This window comes from Pseudomonas sp. MONT-RG-20F-20-E-7-02 (assembly GCF_022662395.1).
Lineage (GTDB): Bacteria > Pseudomonadota > Gammaproteobacteria > Pseudomonadales > Pseudomonadaceae > Aquipseudomonas.
Window position 1 is genome coordinate 24,480 of the sequence record NZ_JAKNQN010000002.1, and the last position, 25,599, is coordinate 50,078.

The 25,599-nt window shown below is 60.7% G+C and carries 20 protein-coding genes and 1 pseudogene; 7 read left to right on the forward strand and 14 right to left on the reverse strand.

The window, feature by feature from the left end; all coding sequences use genetic code 11:
* Nucleotides 1-111: 111 nt before the first annotated feature.
* Nucleotides 112-738, forward strand: a complete 627-nt coding sequence (locus L8I05_RS05575; RefSeq protein WP_242167503.1) for a PAS domain-containing protein — start codon at nucleotides 112-114, stop codon at nucleotides 736-738.
* A gap of 26 nt (nucleotides 739-764) precedes the next feature.
* Here L8I05_RS05575 and L8I05_RS05580 read toward each other — a convergent pair whose 3' ends face one another.
* Nucleotides 765-1,730 (reverse strand): threo-3-hydroxy-L-aspartate ammonia-lyase, encoded by a 966-nt coding sequence (locus L8I05_RS05580; protein WP_242167504.1) that lies wholly within the window; start codon nucleotides 1,728-1,730, stop codon nucleotides 765-767.
* 79 nt (nucleotides 1,731-1,809) lie between these two features.
* On the opposite strand from L8I05_RS05580, the gene L8I05_RS05585 reads away from it, so the two are divergent.
* Nucleotides 1,810-2,019: a hypothetical protein gene (locus tag L8I05_RS05585; RefSeq protein ID WP_242167505.1), complete on the forward strand. Its 210-nt coding sequence runs from the start codon at nucleotides 1,810-1,812 to the stop codon at nucleotides 2,017-2,019.
* Here L8I05_RS05585 and L8I05_RS05590 read toward each other — a convergent pair.
* From L8I05_RS05590 to L8I05_RS05630, 9 genes are all read right to left on the reverse strand, one after another.
* Entirely contained in the window at nucleotides 2,016-3,338 is a 1,323-nt protein-coding gene (locus L8I05_RS05590; protein WP_242167506.1) for a carbohydrate porin, read from the reverse strand. The genes L8I05_RS05585 and L8I05_RS05590 overlap by 4 nt on opposite strands.
* A 183-nt stretch (nucleotides 3,339-3,521) precedes the next feature.
* Nucleotides 3,522-4,292: an SDR family NAD(P)-dependent oxidoreductase gene (locus L8I05_RS05595; protein ID WP_242167507.1), complete on the reverse strand. Its 771-nt coding sequence runs from the start codon at nucleotides 4,290-4,292 to the stop codon at nucleotides 3,522-3,524.
* Between the two features lie 28 nt (nucleotides 4,293-4,320).
* On the reverse strand, nucleotides 4,321-5,379 hold the full coding sequence (rhaT, locus tag L8I05_RS05600; protein ID WP_159956951.1) for an L-rhamnose/proton symporter RhaT: 1,059 nt from the start codon (nucleotides 5,377-5,379) through the stop codon (nucleotides 4,321-4,323).
* A 40-nt stretch (nucleotides 5,380-5,419) separates the two neighbouring features.
* Nucleotides 5,420-5,740 (reverse strand): L-rhamnose mutarotase, encoded by a 321-nt coding sequence (gene rhaM, locus L8I05_RS05605; protein ID WP_242167508.1) that lies wholly within the window; start codon nucleotides 5,738-5,740, stop codon nucleotides 5,420-5,422.
* Nucleotides 5,740-6,621, reverse strand: coding sequence for an amidohydrolase family protein (locus L8I05_RS05610; protein WP_242167509.1), 882 nt, complete (start codon nucleotides 6,619-6,621; stop codon nucleotides 5,740-5,742). The genes rhaM and L8I05_RS05610 overlap by 1 nt, the downstream gene beginning before the upstream one ends.
* 70 nt (nucleotides 6,622-6,691) lie before the next feature.
* Nucleotides 6,692-8,125: an aldehyde dehydrogenase gene (aldA, locus tag L8I05_RS05615; RefSeq protein ID WP_242167510.1), complete on the reverse strand. Its 1,434-nt coding sequence runs from the start codon at nucleotides 8,123-8,125 to the stop codon at nucleotides 6,692-6,694.
* Nucleotides 8,126-8,136: 11 nt separating this feature from the next.
* Nucleotides 8,137-8,937, reverse strand: a complete 801-nt coding sequence (locus tag L8I05_RS05620; RefSeq protein WP_242167511.1) for an HpcH/HpaI aldolase/citrate lyase family protein — start codon at nucleotides 8,935-8,937, stop codon at nucleotides 8,137-8,139.
* Nucleotides 8,938-8,948: 11 nt separating this feature from the next.
* The gene (rhmD, locus tag L8I05_RS05625) at nucleotides 8,949-10,133 is read right to left on the reverse strand and encodes an L-rhamnonate dehydratase (RefSeq protein ID WP_242167512.1); all 1,185 of its coding nucleotides are present in this window, start codon (nucleotides 10,131-10,133) and stop codon (nucleotides 8,949-8,951) included.
* A gap of 16 nt (nucleotides 10,134-10,149) precedes the next feature.
* The gene (locus L8I05_RS05630) at nucleotides 10,150-11,445 is read right to left on the reverse strand and encodes an MFS transporter (protein WP_242167513.1); all 1,296 of its coding nucleotides are present in this window, start codon (nucleotides 11,443-11,445) and stop codon (nucleotides 10,150-10,152) included.
* Between the two features lie 166 nt (nucleotides 11,446-11,611).
* Here L8I05_RS05630 and L8I05_RS05635 point away from each other — a divergent pair, with 166 nt between their 5' ends.
* From L8I05_RS05635 to L8I05_RS05650, 4 genes are all read left to right on the forward strand, one after another.
* On the forward strand, nucleotides 11,612-12,493 hold the full coding sequence (locus L8I05_RS05635; protein WP_242167514.1) for a LysR family transcriptional regulator: 882 nt from the start codon (nucleotides 11,612-11,614) through the stop codon (nucleotides 12,491-12,493).
* A 92-nt stretch (nucleotides 12,494-12,585) separates the two neighbouring features.
* Nucleotides 12,586-13,104: a sigma-70 family RNA polymerase sigma factor gene (locus tag L8I05_RS05640; protein WP_242167515.1), complete on the forward strand. Its 519-nt coding sequence runs from the start codon at nucleotides 12,586-12,588 to the stop codon at nucleotides 13,102-13,104.
* A complete protein-coding gene (locus L8I05_RS05645; RefSeq protein WP_242167516.1) occupies nucleotides 13,101-14,021 on the forward strand; it encodes a FecR domain-containing protein in 921 nt (306 codons plus the stop codon). The genes L8I05_RS05640 and L8I05_RS05645 overlap by 4 nt, the downstream gene beginning before the upstream one ends.
* Nucleotides 14,022-14,266: 245 nt before the next feature.
* Nucleotides 14,267-14,482 (forward strand): TOBE domain-containing protein, encoded by a 216-nt coding sequence (locus L8I05_RS05650; protein ID WP_003173733.1) that lies wholly within the window; start codon nucleotides 14,267-14,269, stop codon nucleotides 14,480-14,482.
* Between the two features lie 44 nt (nucleotides 14,483-14,526).
* On the opposite strand, the gene L8I05_RS05655 is transcribed toward L8I05_RS05650, so the two are convergent.
* Nucleotides 14,527-17,874, reverse strand: coding sequence for a hypothetical protein (locus L8I05_RS05655; RefSeq protein WP_242167517.1), 3,348 nt, complete (start codon nucleotides 17,872-17,874; stop codon nucleotides 14,527-14,529).
* A 316-nt stretch (nucleotides 17,875-18,190) separates the two neighbouring features.
* Between L8I05_RS05655 and L8I05_RS05660 the strand changes: the two genes are divergently transcribed.
* Nucleotides 18,191-22,558 (forward strand): hypothetical protein, encoded by a 4,368-nt coding sequence (locus L8I05_RS05660; RefSeq protein WP_242167518.1) that lies wholly within the window; start codon nucleotides 18,191-18,193, stop codon nucleotides 22,556-22,558.
* 44 nt (nucleotides 22,559-22,602) lie between these two features.
* Here L8I05_RS05660 and L8I05_RS05665 read toward each other — a convergent pair whose 3' ends face one another.
* The 3 genes and pseudogenes from L8I05_RS05665 to L8I05_RS05675 all read right to left on the reverse strand — a co-directional run bounded on the left by L8I05_RS05665 (nucleotide 22,603) and on the right by L8I05_RS05675 (nucleotide 25,585).
* Nucleotides 22,603-23,748, reverse strand: a complete 1,146-nt coding sequence (locus tag L8I05_RS05665; RefSeq protein ID WP_242167519.1) for a PatB family C-S lyase — start codon at nucleotides 23,746-23,748, stop codon at nucleotides 22,603-22,605.
* 499 nt (nucleotides 23,749-24,247) lie between these two features.
* Nucleotides 24,248-24,430 (reverse strand): annotated as a pseudogene (locus L8I05_RS05670) (LysR family transcriptional regulator); the annotation flags it as partial.
* A gap of 78 nt (nucleotides 24,431-24,508) precedes the next feature.
* Entirely contained in the window at nucleotides 24,509-25,585 is a 1,077-nt protein-coding gene (locus L8I05_RS05675) for a nucleoside hydrolase (RefSeq protein WP_242167520.1), read from the reverse strand.
* Nucleotides 25,586-25,599 lie beyond the last annotated feature (14 nt).

Genomic DNA, 25,599 nt, shown 5'->3' on the forward strand with positions numbered 1-25,599 from the left:
AGCGTCACAGGATGCGTGCCCACGCGGAGCGTGGGAACGATCAATCAAATGGCCTTTGAATGGGAATGCCGGCAATTGATGTAATGTCCAGTATTGGATATGTTGTCTTGCATGAAAAAGACCTCTCCCGAAGACACCACCCTGATCAGCCAACTCGAGCAGATTGCCGAAGGCTTGAGCAAAACCTTCAGCCCGTTCTGCGAGGTGGTGCTGCACGATTTGCGCGATCCGCAGCACGCGATCCTGGCGATCCATAACAACCTTTCCGGGCGCCAAATCGGCGACCCGGCGACCGAGCTGGGGCTGGCGCGGATTGCCGACCCGGATTACCCGCAGGTCATTGCCAACTACCAGAACCAGTTCGCCGATGGTCGCCAGGTCAAAAGCACGTCAATCGGCATCAAGGACACCCGCGGCAAGTACGTCGCGGCGTTGTGCATGAACGTCGATTTGTCGTTGTTCCGTGGCTTGCAGGGCATGCTGGAACAGTTCGGTTCGGTCAGTGGCGACAAGCCCCACGAATCCCTGGACCCGTCCGGCGCCGATGTGATTCGCGCGCGTATCGACCAGTTCGCCGCGCGCCTGGCGACCACGCCGCGCGCACTCAAGACGGCGGATCGGCGCGCGCTGATGCAAGAGCTCAAGGACTCAGGCTGCATGGACATCCGCCGCGCTATGGAAACGGTCGCCTCGCACCTTGGGGTGTCACGCGCGGCGGTCTATACCTACGCCAAGTAGCGCGCCAGCCGGCGTGTGGATGAGGTTTATGGCGCCTCGCTGAGCAGGGCGGCGTAGCGCTGGATATCGACGTTGCCGCCGGTGACGATAATGCCCACGCGTTGGCCCTTGAAGCGCTCGCCCAATTGGCGCAAGGCCGCCAGGCCCAGGCAGCCGGTGGGCTCGACGACCAGCTTCATGCGCTGCATGAAGAACCGCATGCTGTCGACCAATTGCCCATCGGTGACGGTGAGAATGTCGTTCACGTGATCGCGGATGATCGGGAAGGTGTAGTTGCCCAAATGCTGGGTTTGCGCGCCGTCGGCAATGGTTTTCGGGGTGTCGATGTGCACGATGCTGCCGGTGCGGAACGAGCGCTGGCCGTCATTGCCGGCTTCGGGTTCGACCCCGAACAGTTGGCAATCCGGCGCCAGCGCGCGGGTCGACAACGCCGTGCCCGAGAGCATGCCGCCGCCGCCGAGGCCAACGAACAAGGCGTCCAGCGGGCCGGTGAATTCCAGCAACTCCTTGGCGGCCGTGCCTTGGCCGGCGAGGATGTGCGGGTGGTCGTAGGGCGGGATCAGTGTCATGCCTTGCTCGTGGGCGAGCGTGCGGCCGATTTGCTCGCGGTCTTCAGTGAAACGGTCGTAAAGCACCACGCTGGCGCCATAGTCACGGGTGGCGGCGACTTTGGCCGCCGGCGCGTCGGTGGGCATCACTATCGCCGCCGGCATGCCCAGCAACCGCGCGGCCAGGGCAATGCCTTGGGCATGGTTGCCGGAGGAAAACGCCACCACGCCGGCCTCGCGCTGCTGCGCATCAAACTGCGACAGGGCATTGAACGCGCCACGAAACTTGAACGAGCCGGCGCGTTGCAGGTTTTCACACTTGATGAACACCTGGGCGCCGGTTTCGGCGTCGAGGGTGCGTGATGTGAGCACCGGCGTGGTGTGCGCGACGCCTTCCAGGCGTTGGGCGGCGGCGATGACGTCTTGGTAGGTAGGCAATTGCATGGGACGGACCTCGTGGGCTCTATCTGGATAAAATATCCATATCAAGATAATTAGTAAAGCTCCGTTCGGGCTTGCGGACATGCTAGCGTTTCACCGCAACGAGCGGGCGGACAAGGACGTATGGGGGCGCATCGAGGAGCGGTTGCAGCGTACCGGTTGCGACAAGTTTGGCGCGTTGCTGGCTGATCAGTGCCGGATTGGCGCCAATGCGGTGTTGGCGCCGGGTGCCTTGCTCAAGCCTGCCAGCGTGGTCGGACGCGGGCAGGTGTTTGATGGCGAGAACGACTAAAAGTCAGCAATGAACTGCACGCCGCCGACCACCGCGCCCGGGGTTTGCGTGAGCCCGCCCGGGTATTTCACGTACTGCAGGTTGGGGCGCACCATCAGCCATTTTGTCGCTTGCACGCCGTAGTTGAGCTCGTAGCTGTATTCGCGGTGTTGTTCGGGCACGTACAGCGGGTCGTCAATCGCAGTGATGCCGTTGGCCGCGTTGAGCATTTGCGTGTTGCGGGTATAGCGGTCGCTGACCTGCAACTTCGATGCGCCAATGCCAAGCGTGTCATCAGGGCGTGAATCGAACGGGCCACGGTAGATCAGGCCGACCTGGATCAGGCTTTTGATCACGCTCTTGTCCGGGTCATTCATCGTCAGGTTGGCGAACACGTTGAGCCCACGCTTGGCGTTGCCATCGACTGTGGTCAATTGTTGCTGGCCGGACAGCCACCAGCCGTCATTGCTGGAGTACATCTTGTAGGGCTTGCCGGTGCTGGCGGCGTAGTTACCGTCGGCATCCTTGAGGTTATCTTTGGTGTCGGCGTTGGTGTAGTAGTAACCGGCGTGGTACTCGGAACTCAGGCCGGCGATCTGGCCTTTCCAGATCGCTTCGACGGGGAAACTGGTGCCTTGGGAGCCGCTGATAAAAGGCTTGAAGCCATTGCTGGCTTCAGCGTTACCGGGGTTCTTGTCGTAGGCGCCGACCTGCACCGCGAACTCATCGGTGAACTGGTACTTGGCGCGCACCGCCCACTGGCTGATGGGGAAGCTGTTCCACACACCGTTCCAGTTGCCTTCCTGGGAACCGCACAAGGTGACGTTCTGGAATTCGCAGGGGAACTGGTCGAAGTCTTCGCCGTGGCCGAAGCGGCCGAGTTTCAGGGCGAATGCGCGATCGAAGAATTTCTGCTCGTACCAGAACTGCGAGAGTCGCCAGGCATTGCCGCCGCCGAACACTTCCATGGTCGAGGTCAAGCCGGTGGCATTTGGCTGGTGCACGCGGTCGTTGGTGATGTCCTTGCCATGGCGCTCGCCGATGCCGATACGCAAGGTTGCGTCTTGCCAGCCGAGGAGTTTTTGCAGGTCCATGTTTACGCCGAGGATCAACTGATCGCTCCAGCGTGCGGTGGTGTGGGAGTTGTAGCCACCACCCAGGTTCGAGCCGACTTCGCCGACGTATTTGAGGGTGAAGTCGTAGCCCTGTTCGGCCAGTTGCGGGCGCAGGCCGTTCCAGTCGCCGAGCATGGCGGGGGCATTGGGGTCGAGCAGGCCGGCGCTGAGGGCGCAGGTCGACATGGCGCTGCAAAGCAGGGCCAGGGGGAGGGTGGGGCGCATGGGATGCTCCTGGTTTCTTGTTGTTATGGGTGATCAAACTCAAATTTCAGGCGTGCGCAGTCCCTGTGGGAGCCGGGCTTGCCCGCGATAGCGGTGGGTCAGCCACCGCATCTGGTGCCTGATACATCGCTATCGCGGGCAAGCTCCCATATTTGAACTGTGTGGTGTTTGGGGCGGCGGTTGTTACTGCAGGTTCACAAACAACCCGCCATCCACCAGTAACGACGCGCCAGTCACATAGCGCGCCATGTCGGAAGCCAGGAACACGATCGGCCCGGCCACATCATCCGGCTCGCCCAGGCGACCCAATGGCGTACGCGAGGTCATGTAGGCGAGCTTCTCCTCATCCGCCAAATCTTCCTTGTTGATGTCGGTGGCGATGGTGCCCGGCAGCACCGAGTTGCAGCGAATCCCATACGGCCCGAGCGCAATCGCACAGGACTGCATCAACGAATGCAGCCCGGCTTTGGTTGGGGTGTAGTGGGTTTGCATGCCACCGCCCACCAGGGCGCTGATGGAACTGACGGCAATGATCGCGCCGCCACGGCCCTGGTTTTTCATTTGATTGGCCGCCGCCTGCACGGCGAAGTAGGCGCCGTTGAGGTTGGTGTTGACGGTTTTCAGGTAGACCTCGCGCGGCATGTCGAGGAAGGAGTGGAACGGGCAGATCCCGGCATTGTTGACGAACACATCGACACTGCCGAAGGCGTTCACGGCGCCAGCCACCAGCTTGTCGCCGGTGTCCGGGTCGGCGGCGTCGCCACCGACTTCGATGGCCTGGCCGCCGAGCGCCTTGATTTCTTCAATCAACGAATACGCCGCTTCGGTGCCCTGGCCGCTGCCGCTGTGGCCGATCACCACGCGGGCGCCCTGGCGCGCGCATTCACGGGCGGCGGCGCGGCCGATACCACGGGAGGCGCCGGTGATGATTACGGTTTTGTCTGCAAGCAACATAAAAACACTCCTGAAAGAATAAGCGGTTTCAACCGAGGTAATTGCCGTAACCGACCATGGCGATGGCGCCGAGGATCACCGCGATACCCGCCACCAATACGCCCTTGTTGGTCGCGCTGGTGCCGTGCCATTCGCGGAAATACAGGCCCCAGCAGTTGGATACGATGATGATGAACGACATGTGCAGCACCCACGAACTGGCGTCGTTCTGCAGGCGGCTTTCACCCATGCCGTAGAAGAAAAACTGCAGGAACCACAGGGTTCCGGCGACGGCTACCAGCAGGTAGTTGCTCAGCAGCGGGGTGCTGCGGTCGGTGTAGTTGGAGAACGTGCGGTTGCGCCAATTCAGCCACAGGCACCAGATACCGTTGGTGGTCAAACCGCCCCACATGATCACCATAAAGGTCACGTTGTTCTGGAACAGGCTGTTGGCACCGTGTTCCACCGCAGCAGCGGCCAGTGGGCGACCGGCGGAAATCCCGTAGCTGAAGCAGGCGCTCAGCACGCCCGAGATCACCGCCACCAGCATGCCCTTGCCGAGCGAAAACTCGCTGACACTGGCGAACTTCACCGCCTGGGATACTTCACGTTCCTTGATCAGCCCGGCCTTGCCACACACCGCGATACCGATCAACGACACGGCCACGCCCCACAGCACCCAATGCCCGCCCTGAGAGGCCAGCATCGAGGTCAGCGTACCCTCGGTTTCAGTGGTGAACAGGTCGCGGTACAGCGCGGGCATCAAGGCGCCGAGGGCGGAGGTCAGGCCCATGATCAGCGACATGCCCAGCGACAAGCCGAGGTAGCGCATGGTCAGGCCGAAGGTCAGCCCGCCGATGCCCCACAGGACACCAAACAGATAAGTCCAAAGCAGGGTGCTGGTGTCGGCCGTGCGCAGGATTTGTACCCAGCCCGGCACGGTCAGTTGCGCGGCAATCAGGGGCACGATCAGCCACGACACCAGGCCGCCCGTGATCCAATAACTTTCCCAGGCCCAGCCGCGGACCTTCTTGTAGGGAATGTAGAAACTGCCGGAAGCAAAGCCGCCGATAAAGTGCAGAATCACACCGAAGAGAATGATTTCCACGTGGTTGAATCCTTTTTATTGTTGTTGTAAGCCAGTTGGTTCAGGGGCGCGTCAGTTCGAACATGGGCAGCAGGTCGAGACTGATCGGCGAGGCATCGGGGTGGCTGGGCATGATGTCCTGCATATAGCGCCACCAGCGTTGCATCAGCGGCGTGCCGGGCAGTTCGTCCAGGCCATGGACGTCTTCGTGGGTCAGTACGGCGAAGAGCGTATTGGCGGGTTCATCGAGGAAGATCTTGTAGTCCACCACGCCGGCATTCAGCAGCGCGTCGGCCAGCTCCGGCCAGATCTCATCGTGGCGTCGACGGTATTCGTCGGCCTGACCCGGGTTGAGGTGCATGCGAAAGGCACGGGTCTGCATCACAGGTCTCCATGGGCGGTGGTGGGCGTATAGATACGCACCGCGTTGTGCACGAAAAATTTGGCCTGGACCGTCTCGGGTTTGTCCGCCATGCAGCGTTTGACCAGGCCCAGCGTGGTGGCGAAATCCGCCAGGTGATCGCTGTTGGGCCAGTCGCTGCCGAAGAAGCAACGGTCTTCGCCAAAGGCTTCCCATAAAACCGCGAGGCGGTCGTTGTAGAAAGCCGTATCGGTGATCAACCCGTCGAGCCCCAGCTGGGGAATTTCCGCCAGTTTGGCAAACACATTGGGCCGTTGGGCCAGGCGCAAGAGGTCGGCGTGGTAGTCCGCTTCTTCGCCGGCCGGCACCTGGGCGTTAGGCAGGTGATCGACGACAATTCGCAGCTGTGGCACGGCATCGCTCAGGTGCAACAGGCCCTTGATCAGGCGCGGGTTCGGGTTGGCGCTGTCCAGGCTACGCCCGCAGGCGGCCAACTGGCGCATACCGTCGATAAACCCTGGGCGTGTCTGGTCCACCAGCAGGTCGCGGTCCCACAGGTTGCCGTAGCGCAGGCCGAGGAACAGCGGCTCCGGCGCCAGCGCGTCGAGGTCGGCGGCGAAACTCGCCTCACGCGGGTCGAGGTTGCCGACAAAACCGAGCATGCGCGGCTCGTTGCGCAGGGTGTCGAGCAGCCAGCGGTTGTCGTCACGCCACGGGCTGGCTTCCACAACGATGGCGCCAATGACATTGTGCTGGCTGGCCAGGGCCCAGTAGTGCGCCGGCAAATGTGCGGCATACAACCGGTTGCCTGGCTCCGGCCACGGTATGCCCTGGGGGCGACGCGGGTCGAACAGGTGCAGATGGCTGTCGATGATCGGGCCGCTGTAAAGGGGCAGGGGCATGGCGCAGTCCTTATCTTTAGCATTCTGGTAAAGGCCCGCACGCTAACGCGCCGGGCCGCATTTCACCACCTCAGCTCTGCAGGTACACCACGTGTGTGTGGGTGTACTCGTACAAGCCGTGCTTACCGTCAGCGCCGCCGATTCCGGATTTGCGCACACCGGCATGGAAACCTTGCATGGCTTCGAAGTTTTCGCGGTTGACGTAGGTCTCGCCAAAATCAATCTCGCGTACTGCGTGCATGGCTTTGCCCAGGTCGCGGGTGTAGATCGATGACGTCAGGCCGTAGTCGCAGTCATTGGCCATGGCGATGGCTTCGTCGAGGTCGTCGACAATCTGGATCGGCAGCACCGGGCCGAAGATCTCCTCGCGCATGATCTCCATGTCGGCGCGGCAGCCGGCCAGTACCGTGGGCTGGAAGTGAAAACCTGCGCCCAGGTCGGCAATCTGCCCACCGCTGACTAGCGTGGCGCCCTGGCTCAGCGCGGTGCGCACTTTGCGGTTGACGCTGTCCAGGCCCTGGCGGTTGATCAGCGGGCCCATCTCCACATCGGCCTGAGCAATCGGGTCGCCGTAGCGGGTGGCCGCCATCGCGGCGCTGATGCGTTCGATAAACTGGTCGGCGACTTTACGTTCCACGTACACGCGCTCGGCGCAGTTGCACACTTGGCCGGTGTTGATGATGCGCGAATCGCGGATGGCTTTGACCGCCAGGTCGAGGTCGGCATCGGCCAGCACGATGGCCGGCGCCTTGCCGCCCAGTTCCAGGTTGAGCTTAGTGATGTTGGGTGCGGCGGCGGTCATGATCCGTGAGCCGGTGGCCACGCTGCCGGTGAAGCTGATCATGTCCACACCCTTGTGCGCGGTGAGTGCGCCGCCGACCTGGCCATCGCCGCAGACCACGTTGAACACGCCGGCCGGCAGGTCGGTCTCGGCCACCAGTTTGGCGAACTCGAAGCAGTTGTTCGGGGTTTCTTCGCTGGGTTTGATCACGATGGTGTTGCCGGTCAGCAGCGCCGGCGCCATCTTGCGTGCGATCAAAAAGAACGGGAAATTCCACGGCAGTATCCCGGCCACCACGCCCAGAGGCTTGCGGAACAGGAAGATGTTTTCATTCTGGCGGTCGCTGGTGATGATCTCGCCTTCGATACGACGCGCCCACTCGGCCATGTAGTCGAGGTAGTCGGCGGTGAAGTTGACTTCGACTTCGGCCAGGCCACTGACCTTGCCCTGCTCAAGGGTAATGGTACGTGCAAGGTGCGCGACGTTTTCGCGCAACTTGGCGGCAATGCGCCGCAGGTGGCCGGCGCGTTCGATGGCGGGTTTGCGCCCCCAGTCTGTTTGCGCATTGCGGGCGGCGCTGAGCGCTTGGTCGACGTCGTCGGCAGTGGACGCCGGTACCTTGGACAGCAGCGCGCCGGTGGCCGGGTTCAGCACGTCTATATGCGCTTGGCTGGCGACGAAGCGGCCGTTGATAAAGTTCTGGTAAACGGGAACGGATGGCATGGGCAGGTTCCTCAGTAAGTGCGCGATGGCGCTTTCGCGTCGGCGGCGGGGCGATAACGGGAGAGGGTGGTCAGTGCACTCTGGCGCAGCAGGCTGATGTCGATGGCGACCGCGATGAAGCGGCAGCCCCAGGCCTGGTAACGGCGCGCGTCGTCTTCGTTGGGCGCGAGGATGCCGCTGACTTTGCCGGCGGCGAGGGTCGCGTTCACGGCGTGCTTGATGCGCTCCTGGACCTCGGGGTGGCCGGGGTTGCCTGCATGACCGAGGCCGATGGACAGGTCGGCCGGGCCGATAAACACCGCATCCACACCGTCCACGGCGGCAATCGCTTCGACGTTTTCAACCCCAAGGCGTGATTCCACCTGCACGATCAAGCACAGCTCTTGATGTGCGGTTTGCAGGTAATCCGCCACGCCGTCCCAGCGTGTGGCGCGGGTCAAACCGCCGCCGACGCCACGAATGCCGTGGGGCGGATAACGCATGGCGCGCACCAGGGCCTGAGCCTGTTCGGCGGTTTCGACCATGGGGATCATCAGTGTCTGAGCGCCGACATCGAGCAATTGCTTGATCAGGTTGGCGTCGCCGCTTACCGCACGCACCACGGGTGCGGTGGTGTAGGGCGCCACGGCCTGCAATTGGTTGAGCACGCTGGGCACGGTGTTGGGGGCGTGTTCGCCATCAACGAGCATCCAGTCATAACCGATGCCGGCGACGATCTCGGCGGCGTAGGCGGTGGCGAAACCGGCCCAGATGCCGTACTGCGTGGCATCCTGGGCGAGGGCGGCCTTGAAGCCGTTGCGGGGCATATTCATGGCAGTCTTCCTCAGCGGTTGTAGGGGCGGTGCAGTTGGCAGTCCGGGTTCAGGTCAACACCGAAACCGGGCTTGTCGAGCGCCGACAGGCGCATGCGGCCATTCACCGGCACCGGTTCGCCAAGCAGTTGCGGGTGGAACATCGGCACCACTTCGTCGGCCTTGGGCGCCATCATCAGGAACTCGGCGAACGGGCTGTTGTGGCGCGTGGCGACGAAGTGGTAGCTGTAGACCGACGAGCCGTGGGGCACCACCATGGCGTTATGCGCGTCGGCGAGCGCGGATATTTTCACCAGTTCGGTGAGGCCGCCGCACCAGCCGACGTCGGGCTGGATGATGTCGCAGCAGCCCATTTCCAGCAGCATGCGAAAACCCCAGCGGGTGGCTTCGTGTTCACCGGTGGTCACCAACATGCCTTTAGGCACGTTATTGCGCAGTGCGGCGTAGCCCCAGTAATCGTCCGGGCTGAGCGCTTCTTCGATCCACTTCAAACCGTATTCATGGGCGCCGATGGCCAGTTTGGTCGCGTAGTTCAGGTCCAGGCTCATCCAGCAGTCGAGCATCAGCCAGAAGTCCGGGCCGACCCGCTCGCGCATGGTTGCCAATGATTCAAGGTTTTTGCGCAGGCCTTCTTCGCCTTCGCTGGGGCCGTGGTGCAGGGGCATCTTGCCGCCGATGAAACCCATCTTCTGCGCGAGGTCCGGGCGCGCGCCGGTGGCGTAGAACTGCAATTCGTCACGCACCGCGCCGCCGAGCAACTGGTGCACCGGTTCCTGGCGGATTTTGCCGAGCAGGTCCCACAGCGCCAGGTCGACCCCGGAAATCGTATTGATCACCAGGCCCTTGCGACCGTAGTAGAGGGTGGACTGGTACATCTGGTCCCAGATCTTTTCGATGTCGGTAACGCGAGCGCCTTCCAGAAAACGCGCCAGGTGTTTCTCGACGATGTAGGCCGCCGGCTCGCCGCCAGTGGTCACGGCAAAACCTGCGGTGCCATCGCTGGCTTCAATCTCCACCACCAACGTGCCGAGCACGTTGATGCCAAAGCTGCGGCGGCTCTGGCGGTATTCGGGGTATTTGCTCATGGGCGTCGAAATATGGTCGTCGATCCAATGACCATCGGCCTGGTCGTGGTAATCCGCGCCGCCGCCGCGCAGTACAAAGGCGCGCACGTGTTTGATAGTGAGGTGACCCATGGTGTGACTCCTGGAATTAAACAGTGGCCGGCGTGTTCGACGCTTTATGGCCGGGTGAATGGATGCCCAGTACCAGCAATGCAGCCAGTACCGTGGTGGCGGACAGCAGGTAGAGACCCGCCGCCGGGGAGTTGAAAGCGCTCTCGGCCCAGTGTTTGATCACCGGCGCAATAAACCCGCCGAGGGCGCCGAAGGAGTTGATCAACGCAATGCCGGCGGCGGCTGCACTGCCGGCCAGGTAGCTGGAAGGGAAGGTCCAGAACACGGGCTGTACGGCGATGAAACCCGAAGCTGCAAAACAAAGCGCGAGCATGCCCAGCAGCGGGTTGGCAAAGGTCACTGAGCAGGCGATGCCGGCGGCGGCCATCAGCAGCGTGAGGCTGGCGGTGCGGCGGCGGTCGCCGGTGCGATCGGAGTAGGCGGGGATCCACCAGGCGGCAAACAGCGCGCAGATCCAGGGAATGGCGGACACCAGCCCGACCATCAGCCCGACCTTGGTGCCCAGCAGCCCGCCGACCTGGGTCGGCAGGTAAAACACCACGCCGTAGACGCTGGCCTGGATCAGCAGATACACCAGGCACAAGTACAGCACCGAAGGCTGGCACAGCACGTTCAGCAGGCTGCGGCCGTGGGAGGTTTTGTGTTGGTCTTCCTGATCCAGCAGGGCCTGGATTTGCTCGCGCTCGTCTACGGTCAGCCACTTGGCATCGGCGGGGCGATTGTCCAGGTACCAATAAGCCCAGACACCCACAGCGGTGGCCATCAAGCCTTCCACCGCGAACAGCCATTGCCAGCCGTGAATACCGCCGAAGCCGTCCATCTCCAACAACAAACCCGACAACGGGCTGCCGAAGATAAACGCCAGCGGCGCGCCGAAGTAGAAGAACCCCATGGCTTTGCCGCGCACGGCCTGGGGGAACCAGTAAGTGAGGTAGAGGATCACGCCGGGGAAAAAGCCTGCCTCGGCCACGCCCAGCAGGAAGCGCAGAATGTAGAAGCTGGTTTCGTTGTGCGCGAACACCATTGCCGCCGACACCAGGCCCCAGCTGACCATGATCCGGCACATCCACAGGCGGGCGCCGACGCGGTGCAGGATCAGGTTGCTCGGCACTTCCAGTAACGCGTAGCCGACAAAAAACACCCCGGCACCGAAGGCGAATGCGGCATCACTCAAGCCGGTATCGGCCTGGAAGGCTTGCTTGGCGAACCCGACATTGGCGCGGTCGAGAAAGGCCATGATGTACATCAATAACAGGAAGGGCAGCAGTCGCCAGGAAATCTTGGCGAGCAGGGGCGCAGGCAGGGTTTTCATAGAGTTGTCCGCTGTTTTGTTCTTATGAAACGGACTGTACGGCGGTCGATCAATGCGCTACAAATCGAATCTCGCTTACAACCGATAACCTGAAGGTATCGATAATAAGGACAGCCCGACCATTTCTCCCAGCCTGTTCAATCGCCTGCGTTACAAGCATTTGCATATGCTGGTGGCGCTGAGTTCCAGCCAGAACCTGCACCGCGCGTCCCAGGCTCTGAACATGTCGCAACCCGCAGCCACGCGTATGTTGCGCGAGATCGAGGACATGTTCGGCTGCGATCTGTTCGAGCGTTTGCCGCGTGGCATGCGCCCCACAGCCCTGGGCCAGGAGCTGATCCGCTTCGCCGAATCAGCCCTGAGCGGCCTGGACCGTTGCGCCGAAGATTTGATGGCGCGCCAACAGGGCGGCTATGGCTACCTGTCGATCGGCACCATCATGGGGGCCGCGCCGGACTTGGTGATGGATTCGATTGCGCAGATCAAATCACTTAACCCGCAACTGCGTATTCGCATCATGGGCGACACCAGCGACCAGGTTATCCAATTGCTGGAACAAGGCCGCATCGACCTGGGCATTACGCGGCGCAACGCTGCCACAGATAACCAGCACTACAGCTTCGAGCCCTTGGGCAACGAACGACTGTTGGTGGTGGTGCACGCTGGCCACCCCTTGGCCCGGCGCGATCAACTGGAGCTGGCCGAGTTGGTGCGCGACTGGCCGTGGATCCTGCAACCGCAAACCAGCCCGGCGCGTATTGGCTTTGATCAGGCCCTGCAAGACCTGGCGTTATCGAGCCCGGCGGACATCATCGAATGCAGCTCGGTGTATTCGATGCAGCAACTTATCCAACTGACCGATGCGGTGATGGTGCTATCGGAAAGCGCCTTGCGCGACTATTTGAAAATGGGCCTGGTCGTGGCCCTGCCGGTGGCTCTGGATGTGCGCCTGGCACCGTTTGGCATGCTGGTGCGCAAGGGTGAACCGGTGAGCCGTGAGCTGGGGCTATTTATTGATTTATTGCGGCAGAAGGCAGCCATGCTCTAAACGCAATATTGAAAAGACCATGGTGTGTCGGCACGTTATTAAATAGAATGAATCTCATTTGAGACTCACTCGCGCCGCGCAGGTCGCTTGCCATGAATGATGCCGTTGTCCCGACCCACGCCGCCGACCACACGCTGTCGAGTTTGTACCGCGACCACCGCAGTTGGCTGGAAAGCTGGCTGCGCCGCCGCCTGGGTAACGCCTGGGATGCTGCGGACCTGAGCCAGGATACCTTCCTGCGCGTGCTGGCCAGCGCCCAGCCGATTGCGCAGTTGCAGGAGCCCCGGGCGTATCTGGTAACGGTCGGCAAGCGCTTGCTGGTCAACTTTCATCAGCGGCGCAGCCTTGAGCAGGCTTACTTGAATGCCCTGGCCAACCTGCCGGACACCTGTGTGCCGTCGCCGGAGCAACGCTGGCTGGTGCTGGAAACCCTGCAAGCGCTGGATGAATTGCTCGACGGCTTGCCGGTGCTGGTGCGCCGTGCGTTTCTGTGGAGCCAGCTGGAAGGCCTGGGTTATCGCGAGATTGCCGAACGGCTCGAGGTGTCCGAGCGCACGGTGAAGCGCTACATGGCGCACGCCTACGAACATTGTTTGCTGGTCGACCTGTGAGCCGCGATGTCGCCCGGGCGGCCGCCCAGTGGCTGGCGTTGCTGGAGTCCGGCGCCGCCACCGAGCGTGATCACGCTGCCTTGCAGCAGTGGCGCGACAGCCATCCCCAACACGAGCAGACCTGGCAGAAAGCCCAATCCCTGCGTCAGCGTTTCAGCGACTTGCCCCAGGCCTTGGCGATGGCCAGCCTCGACCGCCCGCAAGCGACGCGGCGTGCAATTCTCAAGCGCGCCCTGGGGGTCGCGGCACTGGTGCCGAGCGCCTGGCTGATCAGCCGCCAGTTGCCCATCGAAGCATGGCGCGCCGACGTGCACACCGCCACCGGCGAGCGCAGGCGCCTGCCGTTGGCCGATGGCAGCAGCCTGCAACTCAACACGGCCACGGCGGTGGATGTCGACCTTGCACAACGGCGCATTACGCTGGTGGAGGGTGAGCTGGCGCTGACTGTTCCAGGGTCGGCGCCGCTGACCGTGCATACCCGCTATGGCGAGGTACTCGTCAGCCAGGCCGAGGTGTGTGTGCGCCAACTGGCTGCCGGTTGCCGGGTGTCGGTGCTCAAGGGCGCGGTGCAGGTGCGCGATGTGAGCGGGCGACGCGCGACCTTGAGCAGCGGCCAGCAAGCGCCGTTGACGCCGCAAGGGCTCGGCGCCTGGGTGCCCTTCGATGTGTTGCAGCTGGGTTGGCGTGACGGCGTATTGACCGCACAGGACCAGGCGCTGGGGGATTTTCTGCGTGAATTGGAGCGTTACCGCCCCGGCGTTTTGCGCTGGGACCCGAGCCTGGAAACGCTGCGCGTCACCGGCAGCTTTCGCCTGGATGACACTGACCGCATCCTTGCCTTGCTATCCCAAACCCTGGGGTTTGAAGTACGGGCGCGGACGCGGTATTGGGTGACGTTGAGCCGCACGCTGGCCTGAGCGGTTTAGCGGGCCTGGCTGTGGCAAACAGGCTGGTTGTGGTGTGGCAAGCCCGCTCGCCACAACAAGCCCGCTCGCCACAGAGAGCCCGAGGCCAGGCTGCATCGCGCCAGGCAGGCACTCTTTATATGTCTTTATCGAATAAATAAAGAGTTATATATTCCTTTTAATGTCCTTTCAGATGGCGCACTTTGAGGGCCTGCGCATTCGTGCGGATTGACCCAACAGCCAAAAGGAAAGCCGACATGACCATTAAAGCGATCAACGTGCGCAACCAGTTCAAAGGCGTGATCAAGGAGATTCTGCTGGGCGAAGTGGTGTCTGAAATCGACGTGCAAACCGCGTCCGGCATCGTCACTTCGGTGATCACCACGCGCTCGGTGCGCGACCTGGAATTGAAAGTGGGCAGCGAAGTGATTGCCTTTGTGAAGTCGACCGAAGTCTCGATTGCCAAGCTGTAAACCCTATCCAGATGTGGGAGGGAGCAAGCTCCCTCCCATCGTTGTCAGTTGATGCGCGGCCCACCACCACCCGGTTGATGCGGTTGCGGTTTGTCCGGCGGGGCATCGCTCGGCAGGTTTGGCGGGGGTGCGTCGGGGTCTTTGTAGTCCTTGTGCAAATCACCATCCAGGCGGTTGCTCGACGAGCCACCTTTACTGGGCGTCTGCTCGAAGTGTTCCCACTCCGACTGCTGGAAGCGAAACAGGCTGTCATCGGTCGGCGTGTCGCGGCCGTGGTAATGGTGGATTTCGTAGTGGGCGTACTCGACTTTTTCCGCCCAGTCGCCTTGCAGTAAACCGTCACCGGCCAAGTCGCGATACCAATCGTTTTCGGCGTTGGTGGCTTTCTGTTTTTTGTTGTGGTCGACGAAGAAACCGATAATCCCGCCCACCACCGCCAACACCGCACCCACCAGAAACAGCGGCCCGGTCAGGGCTGCCGCCGTGCCCACGCCAAACAGTGCGGCCGCGCCCAACACCCCGGCCGAGGCGCCGAAAGCGCCACCCGCCACTTGCAGGCCGCCGGCGGCTTGCGCCAACGGGTCTTTGCTCTGCACGCCACTTTTGATCGCCAGCGCACCCAAGACGATATCGGCAAAGCCGCCGGCGATGTCGGTGGCCGGGCCGAGCACCTTGATCACTGAGCCGGCAATCTTCGCCGATTTGGACGCGCCCAACTTGGCCGCGCCTGCGGCGGCCAGGCCGTCATCCAGGTGGGTCGCCAGGCCTTCGGTGGCCTCGGTAACGGCTTTATCGCCCTCGCCGAACATCTTCGAAATGCCGTCGTATTGGCTGTCCGGCACCGCGTCCAGTGCGGAGCTGATCTTGGTTTTGACATCGGCAGGCAATTCGCTGACGCGAAACTCGAAGTTCGGCTCCTGCAAGCCGGTCTTGCCCCAGATCTCCGGCAAGGTCTTGTCCAGGCCAAGGAAATCCACCAGGCCGCCTTTGCCCAGCGTCTCACCGATCTTGTCGCCCAGGCGCACAAAGTGGCTGGAACCACCGGCAAAGCTCAGGAAATCCTTGGCGATCGACATGCGTTGCGCCGGCGTTTCACCGAGCTTGCCGCCTTTGCCGACCAACTGGTAAATCGCCGAGAACATCGTTACGCCGGCGCCGAGGGAGCCGAGGATGCCCTTGCTGTTCAGCGTGTGGAACACCTCGCCGAGCATGCCGCGGTCGGCCACCGGGATATAAGGTTTGCTCAGCGCGGTTTTCAGGTCGGCTTCGCTGATGGAGCCGTTGTTTTTGTACACCTCGCCCAACTCTTCGAGGGCCTTGGTGACGGCGGCGGATTTTTCCTTGCCCTCCAGGCCTTCGTTGAGGAATTTCTCCAGGGTTTCCTGGGAGCGTCGCGGCAGGTCGAGCAAGGTGCCCTTCAACACGCCTTTGAGCAGGCCGAACAGGTCTTTGGTGGCCAGTTCCTTGTTCTCGTCGGAGATCTTGCTCGGGTCCGACAGAATCGTATTGAGGTCGGTGGTCAAGCCGTCGGCCTGGATGTTTTGTGCCGCTTTGCTGGCCGCTGCGGGGTCGAACAGCGACAGCGAAGTGAGGGTGTCGCTGAGGTCTTTTTGCGCCTCGGAGGTCTTGCCCTGGTCTTGCAGGTCCTTGAGGTACAGCACGTAATCCGGGTTGGACGTCAGGTCGAGCAGCTTTTGCTTGATCTCATCCTTGTTCGGCAGTTTGTTGATCGCATCGTCCATCTTCGACTTGTAGTCGGCTTGCACCGTCGGGTCGTTGAACAGCTCGCCGATCTGCTTTTGCACGGCTTTGCCGTCGATGATGTCGTGCATGTCGGCCGAGGTCAGCTCGGTCTGCTTGCTGTCGGATTCACGCCAGGTGGTGTTGAACGGGCGGCGAGCCTCCTCATAGCCGGTGATGCCGTGCCCGTTCTGGTAGGCGGCTTGTGCTTCCAGCGCGCGCACCAGCTTGGCCCGTGGGTCGTCCTTGGCAATCGAGCCGTCCTTGACGCCGGCGCGGTAGGTGTCGATCAACTGGGTGGTGGCCAGTTCGCTGACGCTGAGGGTCGGCGATTTGTCGTCCTTTTCATCGGCGTGCACGCCGGTGTCCATGTTCAGTACATCGAGGTCGCCGGCCTTGGGCAGGTTGTGCTTGGCGCGGGTGTCATCGACGGCGCCAGCACTGAAGGCGTCCCACTTAGCCTTGACGTCATCGTAGAGCTGCGGGCTGAGCTCCTTGGAGACGATGACCTTGCCTTCGCTGGTTTCATAGCGGATCAGGCCATCGCCCAGTTCGTCCGGTGAGCCGAAGGTGATGTCGGTGTTTTTCAGAAAGTCATTCGGCCCGGCGAGCTTGTAGCCTTCGCTTTCGCTGGTGTGGATCTTGTCCCAGGTGTCGTGTGCGGTGGCAACGCTCTTGAACAACTCGGGGCTGACGTCGGAAGACACCACCACCTTGGTGCCATCGTGCAGTTCGTAGGTGAGGATGCTGTCTTTCTGGTCGTTGTTCCAACTGAAGGTCTTGTAGTCGTTCAGGCCCGGCACCGGCGTATTGGCGTCGGCCAGCGCCGCACCGTTATTCAACTCGCCTTCGACCACGGCCTTCTTGCCCGGGTCGGTATAGACCGCGTGCAGGCCCGCCAGGTAGTCGAACAGCTTGGGGTTGTCATCACGCGCCACGACCATCTTCTGGCCGTTGCTTTCAAAGCGAATCAGCCCCGGGCCGACTTCATCTTCAGGGCCGACCGTGGTGCCGGCGTAGGGCGGCCACACTTCGTTGTCGCTGGCGCGCTTGTAGCCGGCGTCTTCGCTGCTGGAAAGGCCGCTGAAACTTGCATAGTCATCCTTGGCTTTCTGGAAGGCTTCGGGGTTGTCGCGCTGGCTGATAACGACTTTGGTGCCGTCCTGGGTTTCATAGCGGATCACCCCAGGGCCGGTCTCATCCGGCGGGCCAAGGGATTTGTAGTCGGCGAGTTTTTCCGGGGCCTTGCCATCGGCGCCGAGGCTTTGGTAACCGGCGTTCTGGCTGGCGACCACGCCCGTCAGCGATTTGAAGTCGGCGCTGACTTGCTTGAACAGATCCGGGCTGTCCTGTTCGCTGACGATGACTTTCTTGCCGTCCTGGGTCTCGTAGCGGATCAACCCCGGGCCGACTTCATCGGGCGGGCCAATGGCCTTGTAGTCGGACAGGGCCGGCGGTGGCGTGGCGTCCTTGGCGGCGAGTTCGTAGCCGTCTTTCTTGCTGGTTTCGAGCCCCGATAGTGGCTTGTCCTGGGCTTCGACTTTTTTGTTGGCGCTGTTCTTGAGCAGCACGTGAAAAGCGGCGCTCGATTTGGACGGCGTGCTGGGAAGGGCTTTAAGGTCGGACGCGCGATCGAGAGGCTGGGTGGCCATGCCATGGAACTCCTGCTGTTGCCGGTGGGACGGATAGGCAAAAACAGTAACAGCCGAGGCTGGGCCCACGTTGCGAAACGTTGTGAAATAGGGCCAGTCGCGGCCGGGGATTGATTAAGAATAAGTCGTTACGTTAATCGAGGTTTTACCGCCCGTATTAACATTTAATGTCCGAACTAAAACACCTTGTAAAACCCTCACGAAGCGTTGGCGGATAAGTCTGATCGTTTTGCTGTTTTTCTACTTGTACGTTTGCGAGGTGGGACTCTATTCGCCAGGGAGGTCAAACTAGTAAGTTCATATTTCGGAAATAATCATGAACATATCTTCTCCGATAACATCCCTGTTTTCTCCTCTCGCTGTACCTGCTCGCGACACTTTGGCAGCGTCTTCCGTACCACCCGGTACTTCTGAACATCATCGCACCCGCCGGGATACATCGACTGCAACGGCACCTCGGCAGGTTATTCCGGATGAGGAAGTGCCTGCTATTTTTCAAGCAAAAGTCACACAGGCCAAGTACGGTGCTGACGCTGACGTTTACTTGAAAGGCTATAAGGCACCCACGTCTGTGAAATTGCCTGACTACTCTGCATCAATAAGCCAATTGGCGCTTATGAGGATTGCGCTGGATAACAAGCTCGACCCTGACCAAATGGGGGCCTTGCAGTACTGGAGTGAACAGCGCGTCAGGAATGCGGCGGGTAACAACGTAGCGGCCTACAACTCGGTTATGACCAAGGTAGGCGTGACCACGACATCCAATCCCCAAAGTTACTACCTGTCCATTGTCAACCAATTGGCCGGTGGCGAATGCGCAGGGTTCTCACATTTGCATTCGTTGGCGGTGGCAGAGGGTAAGGAGCACATCTTCCTCGGGAACATCTTCCAGGCAACTGTGGATCCGGACACACCCGAGTCCCAAGCGTTTTTCCAAACGCTTGCCAAGGTTCAAGGCAAGCTGAAAAACCGTGGGATTGCGCATGATCCTGCCACGGTGAAGGTTGCCCCGTTTACGAGCATCGCTCCACAACTTAAAGATTCACCCACCACCAAAACACTACTGATCAGCAGCGAAGGCCATCGTTTGACGGCGGGCGTGATCGTGGGGCCGGGGAATACGCGAACGTATTACTATAGCGATCCGAATATCGGTCCTACCAAGTTTGCGTCTGCCGAACTTTTTGAAGAGGGGCTGCAAAAAGTTTTTACCGACAGAAGGCTGCAGCATCTGACTCAGCCGTTGCAGGGCTACTCTGACGGCCCTAAATACTTGGTCAGCGTGTTTAACCGCAACCACATACCTGAAGTGTCCGGCGACACCAATAACATCAAGTTTATGTACGACGCGCCCTTGTACGGGCTCGATAAGGTCAAGGTGATCAATGCCTCACGGCTGCCCACATCGGAAGATTTACGCCAGCAGGCCCCGGCCCCCGATAGCGCTGCCTTGAAACAGTATAATCAGGTGTTGCAAGGGTTGGACGACGTGCAGGCGGGTAAAGGCATGGCTCAGTATCACCAGACATTGGCCGTGTTGGATTCAGTCAAGTACTTTATGGCTGACCATCCAAACTCCATGCTTATGTCAGTCATGAAGACACTTGCGCAAAAGTTGGTCAATGTGATCAATGAGGCTGCGGCGCCCGTCGACTTTCCGTTTATCTTTGAGCGGATGGAGGCAGACCGTGCCAAGTTGGCAGAGCAGGCAATCGGTTCACCTACGCAATTCAGGACCGAGAATATTGAGGGCAAGTCTGTTGATATAAAAAACAATAGCAGCACCCACCCCAGCCGGACTAAGGCGGTGACCGATGCGGTCGACGCAGCACTGAAGAAAATCTCACAGCGTGATCCGGCCGCTGCAGAGGCGGTGGGCGAGAAGATCAGAGTGGTCATTGCCAACCCCGGCGATCAAGCGGAAACACAGTTGCGCTTGGGCGAACCGCCAGTTCTGGTCATAGGTGACGATTTCTTTGCCGCTCCCACCACGGCTGACAGCACCGTTGCCGATCGTATTGGCCGTGAGGCCCAGGCGGATGGCGTTGACCCGTCCACGCAAAAACAAGCGGCGCTAATCGCCGGCAAGCTGGGAATGGTGAGTTATTACAAAAACCACTCCAAAGCGTTCCTCGAGATGCTCAACAACCCCGAACCGTTTCGTGGCGTCGGCAGTCACCTCAGCCCGCGCGCCTCCAGAAGTTCAGCGGACTTCATGGCGCAAGCGTTTACCGTCCGTCTCTACGATGGCGCACTGAACAACCAGATCGAAACGTCAATACGCAAAATTCTTCCGTTACCCGACGTTCCTCAGGTGCCCGTGACCGTCACACCGCCGGCCGCAAGTGGGGTGACCATCGACCCGGATCAAGTGAAGCGCCTGAAATTACTTGATGATACCCAGCCCGCCTTGCGAATCGGTGAGGTGGAAGTCAGTCGTGTCGAGCTTTACAAAATGGGTGCCACGCTCAATGGCAAGCCCATTGAAAGCGCGCTGGCCAATGACCCGCAGGGGCGCACGCTCGCCAACACCCTGCAGATCGACTACGTGCACTTTGCGGCCTATCGCAGAACTGCGTCGGAGGATGTGACTGGGCGTATAACCGATGTTGTCGAGGCGTTGGCCGCTAATCGCAGCTCTGCAGTGGCGCCCTTGATCAGCCGTGCCGATGGCGGCCTGGTGCCTGAGACGTTACAAAAACCTATCCGTGAAATGACTCAACACGCTGATGAGCTGCGCGCGTTGGAGAGCAGCGGCAAGCCGCTACCTGAGGATTTCTTCACCTCAGAAGCGCCTGGCAAGGTCGGCGCGACGACCGCCGCAGGCCTGGGGATGCGAGCCTTCTCGACTTATCATCAATTGCGCAGTGGCATCCAGAACCTGGAGGGTGGAGACACCACGGCAGGGGTTATTAATTTGGGGTCCGTCGTGGCGGATTTCGCCGGTGAGGGCGCGGAATATGCCATGAACCGCGCGGCGCAAAAGATCATCAGCAGCCAAGCACCCAGCATTGCCGGTTTCAAGACCAGCAGCCTCGGCAAAATGATCGGCAAGGCCGGTGGTGGAATCGGCTCGCTGTTGAGCGTGCCTTTTGATATCTACACCGCCATCGATTCATTCACCAACGCCACAAAAACCACGGGCAAAGAGGCTCAGGATCACTATGTGAACGGTACGATGGCCGTCGCGGGTGCGGTCACTTCGATTGCCTTGAGCGCCTCGTCTATGACCCGCGGCGGCGCTTCATCCCGAGTGGGCATGGCGGTGGCGGCAACGTTAATGTCGGCGCAAGCGATCTATACGGCGGTGCGTGGCGTAGAGGACATCGATGGCGTGACGCCGCTGACCGGCCCGCAGAAATTCAGCAGTGGCCTGAAGTTCTTCCTGGGGATTGAACCAGGCTTCGATGTCATGAAACCCTATCTGGAAGCCAACTATTCAAAGGCGCATGACGAAAGTAACCGGACCCGCTTCGAGAATTTTCTGAAGGGGCCAGGCAAAGATTTTTTTGAGCGGGTGGTGATCGGCTCTACCGACGTAGAGGTCAAGCGGGTACCGGGAAGCGTTGCGCTGACACCGTCACTTTGGTATTCGCCCATCACGTGGCTGCTGAACCTTATCCCGGCGCCGGGCCTGGTGCCGCAGGTGAGCGCAAAAGGTGGCAAGGATCATATTTCCAGCGACCTCACGTCCTGGAACCAAAAGCCGGTCAACACGGTAGAAGGCGAGCAAGGGCAAAACAAAGCCACCTACTGGGACTTGGGCGATGGCAATGACTGGGTGGAGGGCATTAAGCAAAAACCCAACTATTTCGTCATGGGCGGCGGCAAAAAAGGGATCAAGGGCGGCGATGCGGACGATAAGTTCGTCTTCAACGCTGATGCACTTCAGACACGGGAGCAAGCCAGGGAGGTGGAGCAGGCACCAAACCAGGACAGCAACGCCCACGCGAGCGTACTCGATGGCGGGCGGGGTCGTAATGCGTTGATCTTTTCGGGGCCTTTAACCACCACGTTCAAAGAGAATGGCCAGGACACAACCACCAAATACCTTGGGCATCACATCAACTTGCAAACCAATACAGTCTCAATCAGAACCCCAGTCCGGTTGAAAGACCGAGACTATAAAGTCGATACGGACGGCTTGAAAAAAATCGCCCACATCCAGGCATTCTCCGATGTGACGACGGTGGCACAAGGGCAAAGCGTTATCCAGGGTGATGATCAGAATAATCTGTTCACACTCAATGGCAAAATCGACAGGGTTTTCACCGGCAAAGGCGCGAACTTTGTCGTGATCAATGGCGGCGCTGAAGTCGTCGGTGAGGGTGGCGCCAATACCTACCTGCTTAACAAGGCCAATCAGGCCAATAGTAGCGTGATCATTGAAGACCCCGCCGACAGTATCATCAGGCTCGACTATAGCGCCGCACAAGTCTCGGACTGGACCCTGTTACCCTCGGGGGATCTGATCGTAACCCTCACGGGCGATACCTCTGATCAATCACGGATTGTGGTGATCAAGAAGGCGCTTCCCAACGACTCGCCAGACGATAAAGCGCGGCCGACATTCATCACCAATGACGGCGTGATGATGACGATCAGTGCACCGCGACAGACCGGTTCATCCAACCGCGTTGTGCAGGTCCATAGCATGAAGGTTGAGGTGACGCCTAAAGCCTAAGCCGTGACGAAGACTGATGGGCACCGCCAAGGTGCCCGTCAGTGTCAACGGTTTTGCAGGCTGCGTTCCATGCGTTGCAAACTCTCTTCCAGCATCGCCCGTGGGCAACCAAAGTTCAGGCGTACGAACTGCTGGCTGTCATCACCGAATTCGATTCCCGCGCTCAAACCGACCTTGGCCTGTTCCAGGAAGAACTGCTGTGGGTCATCCAGGCCCAGTGCGCTGCAATCCAGCCACGCCAGGAAGGTGCCCTGCGGGGCATGCATCACTACGCCGGGCAAGCGGGTTTTTACCGCGTTGAGCAGGTAGTCACGGTTGGCTTGCAGGTACTGCACCAACGCGTCGAGCCAGTCGCTGCACTGGCTGTAGGCGGCGCGGGTGGCTTCCAGGCCCAGCGGGCTGACGCTGTCGACCATGCCGCAGCGCGCATTATTAAAGCGCTCGCGCACGTCGGCGTTCTGCACCACGGCAAAGCAGGTCTTCAAACCGGCGACGTTGTAGGCCTTGCTCGCCGACATCAAGGTGATGGTGCGCTGAGCGATCTCCGGGCTGAGGCTGGCGGTGGGGATGTGGCGGCGGCCGTCAAAGCACAGCTCGGCGTGGATTTCGTCGCTGATGATCAACGTGCCGTTTGCAAGGCAGGCGTTGGCCACGGCGAGCAGCTCTTCGCGTGGGAAGACCTTGCCGATGGGGTTATGCGGGTTGCTCAGCAGCAGCGCGCCGGCGCCGGCGAGCGCCTGGAGCATGGCAGGCATTGGCGTCACGTATTCGCCGTGGCTCAACTCGAACGGCACTTCGATACGCGGCAGGTTCCAGTGGCCCGGCGCCAGGCGAATCGGTCGATAGTTGGGGGTTTGCAGCACCACCGGCTGGCCCGGCTGCACGAAGGCGTGCAAGGCCATGTTAAAGCCAGGCTCGACGCCGGGCAGAAACAGCAGCTCGTCGGGCTGCACGCGCCAGGCATATTTGGCCCACAGGTCGGCGACGATGGCGTCGCGCACATCGGGTCCGGCAACGCTGTAGCCGAGGATCTGCTGGTCGAGGCGCGCGTGCAAGGCTTGCAGTATGGCGGGTGGCGCGGCGATATCCATGTCGGCGATCCACATCGGCAAGACGTCTTGCGGGTAACGGTTCCACTTGGTGCTGCCGGTGCCGAGGCGGGGGTGGATCGTGTCGAAATCAAAGCTCATGGGGGGCTCGTATCAGGGAGGCAGGCGCAAGAATGGCGCTGATTCTAGCGCCATTATTTTTATAGGCCAGCGCTGATTGCGTCGTACCGCTGTGAGGCCGACATTGACGGCGTGCGAGGACAAAAAAGAACCCACAAACCTGGAACTGAATGGGCCATGCGACTGACCGAGGGTGCACGGATAAGTCTGATAGTGATCAACTTTTTATAGTTGTAGGTTGGCCCTCTACGACATGCCTTAACAGGGCTGCGTTTCAACTGACTTATACGTGGAAGCCTTGAGTTTGAACTCACTCGAATAAGATTTACGCATAGCCAAACACCTCAGATTTGGGCGCCATCATAGCGCCCGATTGAAGTGTCCAAAATCATTAGGCCAGTTCAGCTTGCTCGCAAAGACGGTGGTTCAGTCAGCTCATGTGTCACTGGCCCACCGCTTTCGCGAGCAAGCCCGCTCCCACATTTGATTGAGTGCAGTCTTAATGGATATGTACCCGCGATCACAAACCCTGACTCCCCCGAATCAAATCATAAGCCTTGCGCGCAATCGGGTTCGCCGTATTCGGCCGAATCCACAAGTAGTAAGTGACCTCAGGCATGCGCGGCAACCGATCCGTCTCCCCCAGCACGCGCATATCCGGCCCGAGCATTTCCATGCTTCGCGGTGTTACCCCTAACCCCGCGCATGCCGCAGCAGCTGCAAACCCGGATCGGTCAACTGCTGAAGATCGCTCCCACGAGAGGTGGGAGCGATCCACCGGTCAGTGTTTGACCGGCGTCGGCAGGCTCACGAGGTTGACGTAGCCGTCCCAGAATTTCTTCTGATCCACGCCAAACACCACTTTGGCCTTCCGGGTGCCAACCGGTGCGCCCTTCTTGTAGCCCAGTGCGCGGCCGTAGTCGGCGCCGAAGGTGGCGTCCACGTCCACCCACAAATCGCGCGACTCGGTGACGATCTCCGGGCTGACCAGGAACAGCGCCGGCAGGCTGTCCCAGGTGAAGCTGTGGTAGCTCGGGTCTTTGTCGAACAGCGGCCCGAACTCATGCTTGTAAAGGTCGGCAATCGCGCCTTTCTGTGCAATCACGCGCTGGTACACCGACTTGTCGAAGGTGACTTTCTCGCACACATCGTTCGGGAAAATCACGTGCTCGATGGGTGAGCGCAACACGATCTTCGCCGCCTCCGGGTCGAACCACCAGTTGAATTCCGCCGCCGGCGTGGTGTTGCCCGGAATCTCCAGGGCACCGCCCATGTACACGATGCGCTTGATCAGCGGCACGATGTCCGGCGCCGAGCGAATCGCCAGGGCGATGTTGGTGAGTGGGCCGACCGCCAGAATCGTCACTTGGTGCGGGTTGGCGCGTACGCTTTGCACGATGAACTGCGCGGCGGTCTCACTGCGCAATTGGGTGTGGGTGGCCAGGCCGTCCGGTGGCGCGACTAATTGCGCGGGCGAAGTAGGTCGCGGGTTTTTGAACGCGCCCGGCCAGCCCGAACCGAACAGGGCTTTTTCCGCCTCATAGGTGGCGTAGTCATGCAGCAGCGGGTAGGCGGCGCCCGAGTAGACGCCGACCTCTTTTTCCACGCCCATGCGTTCTACGGCCTTGAGGGCGTCGACCTGTTCCTGGTCGACCCAGGCGTTGCCGCTGACCAGGGTCATGCCCAGCAGCTCGATGCGTTTTTGCGCATGCAGTTGGGCGAGCATGATAAAGGCCTGGCCGTCATCGTTGAGGACATTGAAGTCGGTGTCGAAGATGACTTTTTCAGCTGCTTGCGCGGTGCCGGCACACAGGCCGACGGCGACAAGCAGCGCACAGCTTTTAAAGAAGCCTTGCATGGTGGTTCATCCGC